The sequence below is a fragment of the Streptomyces sp. NPDC050422 genome, from assembly GCF_044458665.1.
Taxonomy (GTDB): domain Bacteria; phylum Actinomycetota; class Actinomycetes; order Streptomycetales; family Streptomycetaceae; genus Streptomyces.
The window spans coordinates 248,239-254,865 of the sequence record NZ_JBITIE010000013.1; the positions used below are offsets into that span (position 1 = coordinate 248,239).

5 protein-coding genes and 1 tRNA gene are annotated in these 6,627 nt (G+C 67.0%); 1 reads left to right on the plus strand and 5 read right to left on the minus strand.

What is annotated here, in order from left to right:
- Positions 1–51 precede the first annotated feature (51 nt).
- A complete protein-coding gene (locus ACIBJG_RS22410; RefSeq protein ID WP_399309742.1) occupies positions 52–753 on the minus strand; it encodes a transketolase in 702 nt (233 codons plus the stop codon).
- Positions 754–881: 128 nt separating this feature from the next.
- On the opposite strand from ACIBJG_RS22410, the gene ACIBJG_RS22415 reads away from it, so the two are divergent.
- Positions 882–955: transfer RNA gene (locus ACIBJG_RS22415), tRNA-Pro, on the plus strand.
- A 108-nt stretch (positions 956–1,063) separates the two neighbouring features.
- Here ACIBJG_RS22415 and xerC read toward each other — a convergent pair.
- The 4 genes from xerC to ACIBJG_RS22435 form a co-directional block, all read right to left on the minus strand.
- On the minus strand, positions 1,064–2,281 hold the full coding sequence (gene xerC, locus ACIBJG_RS22420; RefSeq protein WP_399309743.1) for a tyrosine recombinase XerC: 1,218 nt from the start codon (positions 2,279–2,281) through the stop codon (positions 1,064–1,066).
- Positions 2,281–2,610 (minus strand): helix-turn-helix transcriptional regulator, encoded by a 330-nt coding sequence (locus ACIBJG_RS22425; RefSeq protein ID WP_399309765.1) that lies wholly within the window; start codon positions 2,608–2,610, stop codon positions 2,281–2,283. The genes xerC and ACIBJG_RS22425 overlap by 1 nt, the downstream gene beginning before the upstream one ends.
- A 520-nt stretch (positions 2,611–3,130) precedes the next feature.
- Positions 3,131–3,856, minus strand: coding sequence for an NUDIX domain-containing protein (locus ACIBJG_RS22430; RefSeq protein ID WP_399309745.1), 726 nt, complete (start codon positions 3,854–3,856; stop codon positions 3,131–3,133).
- Between the two features lie 121 nt (positions 3,857–3,977).
- Complete coding sequence (locus ACIBJG_RS22435; protein WP_399309747.1) at positions 3,978–5,240, minus strand: M15 family metallopeptidase; 1,263 nt, start codon at positions 5,238–5,240, stop codon at positions 3,978–3,980.
- Positions 5,241–6,627: the final 1,387 nt, after the last annotated feature.

The following is a 6,627-nucleotide window of genomic DNA, read 5'->3' on the forward strand; positions in this document are numbered from 1 at the left end:
AGTGTTCCTCTTCTTCCGTCGCGGCGTTCGGTGCGGGTTGCGTGACTTGACTCAGCGCTTGGGGGCGACCCGGGCGACGACGGCCCGCGGCTGCCCGGGGTGCGGTGCGGTGAAGGCCGCGTACAGCGCTTCGTGGTCCCGCCCGTCCACGGACTCGACCGACCAGCCCGCGGTCGCGAACCGCTCCGCGATCCCGCCGGGACGTCCGTACGTCGCCGAGGCGTTGTCGATCACCACGGTGTGCAGCTGCTCCAGGCCGGCCGGACCGGCGTAGGCGATCGCCTCATGATTGCTGCCCTCGTCCAGCTCGGCGTCCCCGGTCAGGACCCATACCCGCGGCTCAGTCAGCCCCTGGGCCCGCAGCCCCAGCACGCTCCCCACGGCCAGCGGCAGACCGTGCCCCAGCGACCCGCTGCCGATCTCGGCGCCGGGCACCAGCAGCCGGTCGGGATGGTGGCCGAGCGGCGACTCGTACGATCCGAAACCCGCCAGCAGCTCCTCGTCGAAGAACCCGTGCGCGGCGAGGACCGCGTAGTACGCCATCGGCCCGTGCCCCTTCGACAGCAGGAACCTGTCGCGGTCCGGTGCGTCGACGGTCTCCGGTGTGACCCGCAGTACCCGGTCGTACAGCACCCACAGGGCGTCCAGGGTCGAGGTGGCGGCGGGGCCGTGTTTCTCGTCGCCGGTCATCAGGCTCATCAGCCGGGGCAGATCCCGGTATGCGGAGGCCGGCGCGGCAGTCGTGTTCGTCATGCCGCTCAGCGTTCAACATCAAGCGCGGTTGAGGTCAAGCGGCGAAAGGCGTTCGTGACCACCGGTTGAAGTGCGGTATTGTTCTCATGCGCGTTCAGCCAGGGGGAAACCCCAGGTCAGACGGGCAGCGGGACGTGGCGCAGCTTGGTAGCGCACTTGACTGGGGGTCAAGGGGTCGCAGGTTCAAATCCTGTCGTCCCGACTTGCAAGAGTCGAGGTCAGGGCCGGTTTCGGAGCAATCCGAAACCGGCCCTTGATCATTATTGGGGACCAGTTGGGGACCAGTTGGGGTCCGGCGCCCTTGACCGGGTCAACGGGTCATGACGATCGGGCTCGGTAGTGAGCGTGGTGCGCGCAGCGCGGTGAAGTGGGCAGAGAGCGCCGCCCCGGCAGCCGTGATCTTGTGGACGTCTGGGTGAAGGTAGCGTTGGGTGGTGGTCAGTGAACCGTGGCCGGCGATCCTGCGGAGGACGTGTACTTGGACCCCGGCGTCGGCGAACCAGGTCAGTCCGGTGTGTCGGAGGTCGTGGCGGCGCAGATGCTCGTAGCCGAGCTTGGTGACCACGTCGTCCCAGTGTGTGGCGTCGCGCAGGACGGCGGTGGAGATACGTCCGCCGCGCGGGCCCGTGAACAGGCGGGCGTCCGGATTGCGGCCGGCGGACAGGATGCGCTGGGCGACGAGGGGGCGGATCTCCTCGACGATGGGAACCTTGCGGGCCCGCTTGCCCTTGGTGCCCTTGTCGGTCAGCCCGCCGGGCGCGGGTGTGGTCTGACGTCGCACGGTCCAGATCCACTGGGTGGTGTCGATGTCTCCGACGCGGCAGCCGGAGATCTCGCCGATCCGTGCGGCGGTGCACGCGGCGAAGATGACCACATCTCCCCAGCCGCGGTACTCGTCGTGGGAGGCGGCCACGAGCGCGTCGGCCAGTGCGACGAGAGTTTCCCAGTCGGGCAGGGCGAGCGCGCGGGGGTCGAGGAGTTCGTCCTCGGCCTGCTTGTAGAGCTTCTGCCAGCCGGTCACCCGGGCGGGGTTCACCTTGATGATGCCGTCGCGGACTGCCTGCTCCATGACGCGGACCAGGACGACGATGGTGTTCTTGACCGTTGAGCGGCTGAGCTCGTCGGCGATCCAGTTCTGCACGGTGCGGTCGACAGCGCCGTTGGTGATCATCCGGACCGCGACGTGGCCCAGGGCGGGCACGACGCGCATCCGCCAACCTGACAAGTAGGGGTCGAGTGCTTTCAGTTCCAGTCCGCGCAGGGCGAGGTCCATGTTCACGTTGCCGTATTCGGCGAGTTTCATGGTGGCGAGCGACGGGGACAGCCCTGCTTCAGCCGCTTCGATGATGGACTGGAGCCACTCCTGCGCTTCGTCCTCGTCCGCCTTCCCCTCCGACAGGGACAGACGCCGCTTCGTAGCGGGGTCGAACCAGCGGACTCGCGCGCGGTACGGGTTTGGGCGATCAGGCCGGTACTCGATGTCGGTGGTGAGTCGGACACCGACCGGCACGATGGCTTTCTCGGCCATCATGCGTCTCGGCGCGGGACGGTCCGGTGGCGACGCAGCCATTCCTCAACGTCGACCGCGCTGTACATGATGACGCGTTCCGAAACGGAGACGAACGGCGGACCCTGGGGTGGCCGAGCGGTGCGCCAGCGTCGCAGAGTCGAGGTGTTTACACGCAGGCAGGCGGCGAGGTCGCGCGTCGAATACCAGGCATTGGCCAGGAGAGACGACCGGCTGTCATCTCGGAGGAAAGGGGCACCGTCCTCATTCCTCGTGTGCGTCTGACGGTCTTGTAGTCTGCTATCGGTTCGGTGGGCAAGGGCGGTGGATCGCCGGGAGGTATGGAGCACCAAAGGGATACTGCGGAAGGCGTTCGGCGACAAGCGAGGCGTCCCGCAGGTGGAGAACCGTGGGGTTCTGCATGCACAGAAGCGGTGAGTCCCTTCTGATGGAACTGATCCGCAGTGGTGCTCTGGGCAAACGGTGGACAACAATCGTCTGCAGAAGCGCCGGTTTGGCTAACCGGGCGATGTTCTCGGCTATGTTGCCCTCATTTGCGACGCGGTGAGCATCACGTACTGTGCCGATTAATGTTTCTCGATGACGCATCACGTGGAATGCGTCGCGATCCTCGAACTGGCCGCGAAGGGCTCCTGACCTGCGGGTTCGCGTGGTGTGCGTTATGTGCACTGTGGGCGTTACGGGCGATATCTTGACGCTGAAATGACGCTCACGGCGGTGTCTTGACGCTCATTTGACGCGCGTTCTGATGGTGTGTCAGGTGCTCTGGGTGGCTGGTCAGGCGGCCTCCTGACTGTACGGGGGTGGCAAGGTGCCGGGAAATTCGTGGTGCTGAGCGGTCCCACTCAGTCACCTGCGCAGATTTCCAGCAGGTTCTTCGTCTGCTGGTGGTAGACGACGTCCACCGCTTCTGAAATGCAGAAACGACTGGAAGGCTAGGCGGGCCCGGCCGCCGCCGGTCTCCTCGACCGCCTCGCGCCGGGCGGTCTGCAGCGGGTCCTCGGCCGGGGCGTCCAGGTTGCCGCCGGGGAATTGCCAGAGTCTTGAGCCGTAGACGGAGCGGAGCTGGACTGGCCGGTCGTGCTCGTCGCGGATGTAGAGGCAGCCGTACACCGAGTGGTGGGGGATGGTCCGGGCGTATTCCTCGGGTGTCATCGGCATGGGGCGGCCGGGACTGGCAGGGCGGTGGTCGAACGTGAGGGCGAGAACGCCGAGGGCTTCCTTGTCCGACGGGTAGATGCTGCGGAGGTCGGCGAGGAGCTCGCCGGGCTGCCCGTCCGGGTCGATGCGCACGGTTTCCTCCGAGGTGAGCAGGTCTTCGAAGGAGGGGTAGAGGGTGATCTGTTGAACGATCACGTCAAGTTCCCGACCGGTGTCCTGGTCGTGGAAGACGACCGTGTCGCCGGCGGCCACGGCGCGCTTGTTCGGCGTGCCCACCCTCACTTCGACCGTCTTGCGACCTGCTTCTACTTGGCGGTAGTACCGCCCGAGCAGGTGGATGTGGTGCTCGCGTGGTTCGTTTCCGGCCGCCGCACTCGGGACAGCCGGGTTCGCCTGTTGGGTGTTGTCAGGCATATGTGTCTCCACTCGATCCGTGGGTTGTGGTCTTGGGATCGCCACCGGGCCAGGGGGAGCCGCGCTCCTTGTGTCGCCGGATCGCCGTGTGTGGTGAGGAAGGGGACGAGGCTTTGGCGGGCTAGGGCAGTTCGATCGGTCCGTACCGTGCGTGCGGCTCCTGTCGCATCAGCGCGTCGTACCGGTCCGCTACCGAGAAGTGCCAAAACTCCGTCGCGTAGTTGGTGAAACCCGCGCCCTGCATGGCGTTGAGCAGCAGCGTGCGGTGGTGGCGCGCGTGGTCGCTGAGGGTCGGGGCGTGCGTGAAACAGGCCCCGTCGCTCTCCTCGGGGGTAGCGTTGACGCAGGTGCCGAGGTCGAGTTCGTGGCCGTCCTGGTCGACGAGGGTTACGTCCACGGCCGCGCCCGCGGAGTGGGGCGCGATCTCCGGCGGTGACACGTACCGGCTAGCGGCCTGGTGCAGTCGCTCCGCCGCCGAGTCGGGATGAGCGGCTGCCAGCTCGTTCCGGTACGCGATGAAGTAGCGCTGCTGGAGGGCCAGCGGCCGGTAGCCCTCGATGAACAGCAGGTCGGTGCCGGCGGGCAGGAGCGAGCGGGCGTCCTGCAGCCGGGCCAGGACGCCCTCGCGGACGTGGGTGAAAGCGCCCAGCGGATCATGCCTGCTGGGATCGACACGGAAGCCGTGGTCACGCACATCGACGAGCGGCTCCCCGCACTCGCGTACCGGGATCGCGGCGACCCGCGGATCGGACATCAACACCAGAGGGTTCATCAAGTCTCCCCGAGACGATTCGCACTGCGCTGACGGGAATGGAGAAGCAGAGCCCAGATCGGTTTCGTGCAGGATGCGCGCGACGGTGTCGCGCAGTGTGCTGTCGGCCGGGATCACGGTCTCCAGGCCACCGGCCAGCAGATCCAGCGCGCGGTACCAGGAGGCGAGGTGGCTGTCGGTGACTTGCTCCAGGTACGCGGCATCCGCCTTCGACGCGTGCCGGACCAACGTCTTCTCCAGCGGTACGTCCAGGTAGTAACAGCTGGATACGCCGCGGTGGTCCCGTACCAGAGACGTGATCATGTGGCTGTAGCGGTCGGCGTACAGGATCCCATCGAGCACTACGTGAAAGCCGGCGTCCAGGGCTTCGCGTGCGATCCTGCCGAGCAGCGCGATGTTGGCGCCGCGCGCGGTGTCGTGTTCCCTGAGCACGTTCCTGCGGATCACGTCCTGGCCCACGATCGCGATACCGCGGCCGTAGTGATCTCGCAGGCCCTGGGCCACGCTTGACTTGCCGGATGCCGAATTGCCGCGGATCACGACGAGGCGGGTGTCCGCACGGCCGACCGCAGGGGACGCACGACGGTATGCGCTGCTCGGTGTGCCGGTCATGCGGGCGCGGGCGAGGCGGTCAACGAGCAGCCCAGCCACCCCGGGACTGGCAGCCTCCTGAGCGGCGGAGTGCCGATCCTCGTGCGTCAACCTCGCTTACACCGATCGCGACATCGAAGACGTGCAGCGCCGACGCGAGCGGCATCGGGCCGACGCTGTCGACCCACTGGCACCCAGGCCCCGGCGCGACCGCGCGGCGGCACAGGCCGCTCAGCTGTCGGGGATCATCGACCTCCACCAAATACAAGGCGTCCCTGACGCCGGGGAGAGGATCGCATGACCAGACGACGCCCCCGGGATCTGGAAGCCGAACGCGCCGCGCTTCGGACCGCGGCCGATCGCCTCCTGACCGGCACACCCCTGCGCTCGGCTTCCGGAAAACTCACCGCCTCCGAGCTGCTGCGCGAGTCCGGTCGCCGTTTTGTTGATCGTCGCGGAGCCGGAAGGCGCGTGACGTTTCCTGCATGTTCGAGGTTGTCCTGGGCTGGTGGAGCTCCAGCTACGGTCTGGTCGCTGCCGTTACCAGGACGGCTGTGCTCGGCGGTGGCGCCGAGGGGTCGCAGTGTGGTGTTCAGTTTGTCGAGGTAAAGGGCTACGTCGGTGCCGGGGTCAGCGCGATCTGGTAGCTCGTGGGCTTCAGGTCCGGCTGTGCGCTGCCAAGGGTCCGCCACCTCCCGGCCGCAATGTCCTGTGCTCCTGTGCTCCTTTGCCCTGTGGACGGACTTCCCGTCCCCCTTGGCAGGTCGCTACTCCTGCGACTACTACGAGCACACTCCGTCGCCGTAGGACTCGCGTCCCGTAGGCGATCCCGTGGTACGTCTTCGCTGTACGTATCGAGCTCGACGTAGGCCGCCCACTCATCTCCTTGACCACCCTCGTTGAGTGGCGTTCCTCGTCCCAAAGGTTGCCTTGCCAACGCGCGTCAATGGCGGGCAGGACGAGGTGTCGGTGACAGGCGTCATTCCGACGGCGGTGGTAGACGCCGCTGGAGAATGGGCTTCAAGCAATCCAGCTTTGGCCGTATCGAACGGGTCTGGGGCGCACAGCCTTGGACGCCTCCAGGCGGCCACCGCTTTCCTGGCATGCTGTTGTCCCCTCGCACTTTCGCGTCCAGGTGAGCCAGGCGACCCAAGAACACCCCTCCAAGTTCCTCCCGACTGCGTCGGGGATACAACAAAGCGCCGCACGGCGCACCGCGCGCATCCACGTTATGCAGACCTGCCGCCCGCGAGCTGTCCGGCATTGCGCTGGACTGGGCAGTGGCCGAACCCTCTCATCAGCATGTCCGCCTGCCCGTTACCTTTTCTGTGGCCCCGCAATGGGGCGCCTGGCCCCCGGGCCCGGTATGGCTGTGTGCCCCCTGTCGAAGTCGATGACCTGGGGGGTG

What these genes read in the sequence shown, in the direction of transcription:
- xerC (WP_399309743.1), bottom strand. Translation starts at nt 2,281, where the DNA reads ATGGCCGAGAAAGCCATCGTGCCGGTCGGTGTCCGACTCACCACCGAC.
- ACIBJG_RS22430 (WP_399309745.1), bottom strand. Translation starts at nt 3,856, where the DNA reads ATGCCTGACAACACCCAACAGGCGAACCCGGCTGTCCCGAGTGCGGCG.
- ACIBJG_RS22435 (WP_399309747.1), bottom strand. Translation starts at nt 5,240, where the DNA reads ATGACCGGCACACCGAGCAGCGCATACCGTCGTGCGTCCCCTGCGGTC.
- ACIBJG_RS22410 (WP_399309742.1), bottom strand. Translation starts at nt 753, where the DNA reads ATGACGAACACGACTGCCGCGCCGGCCTCCGCATACCGGGATCTGCCC.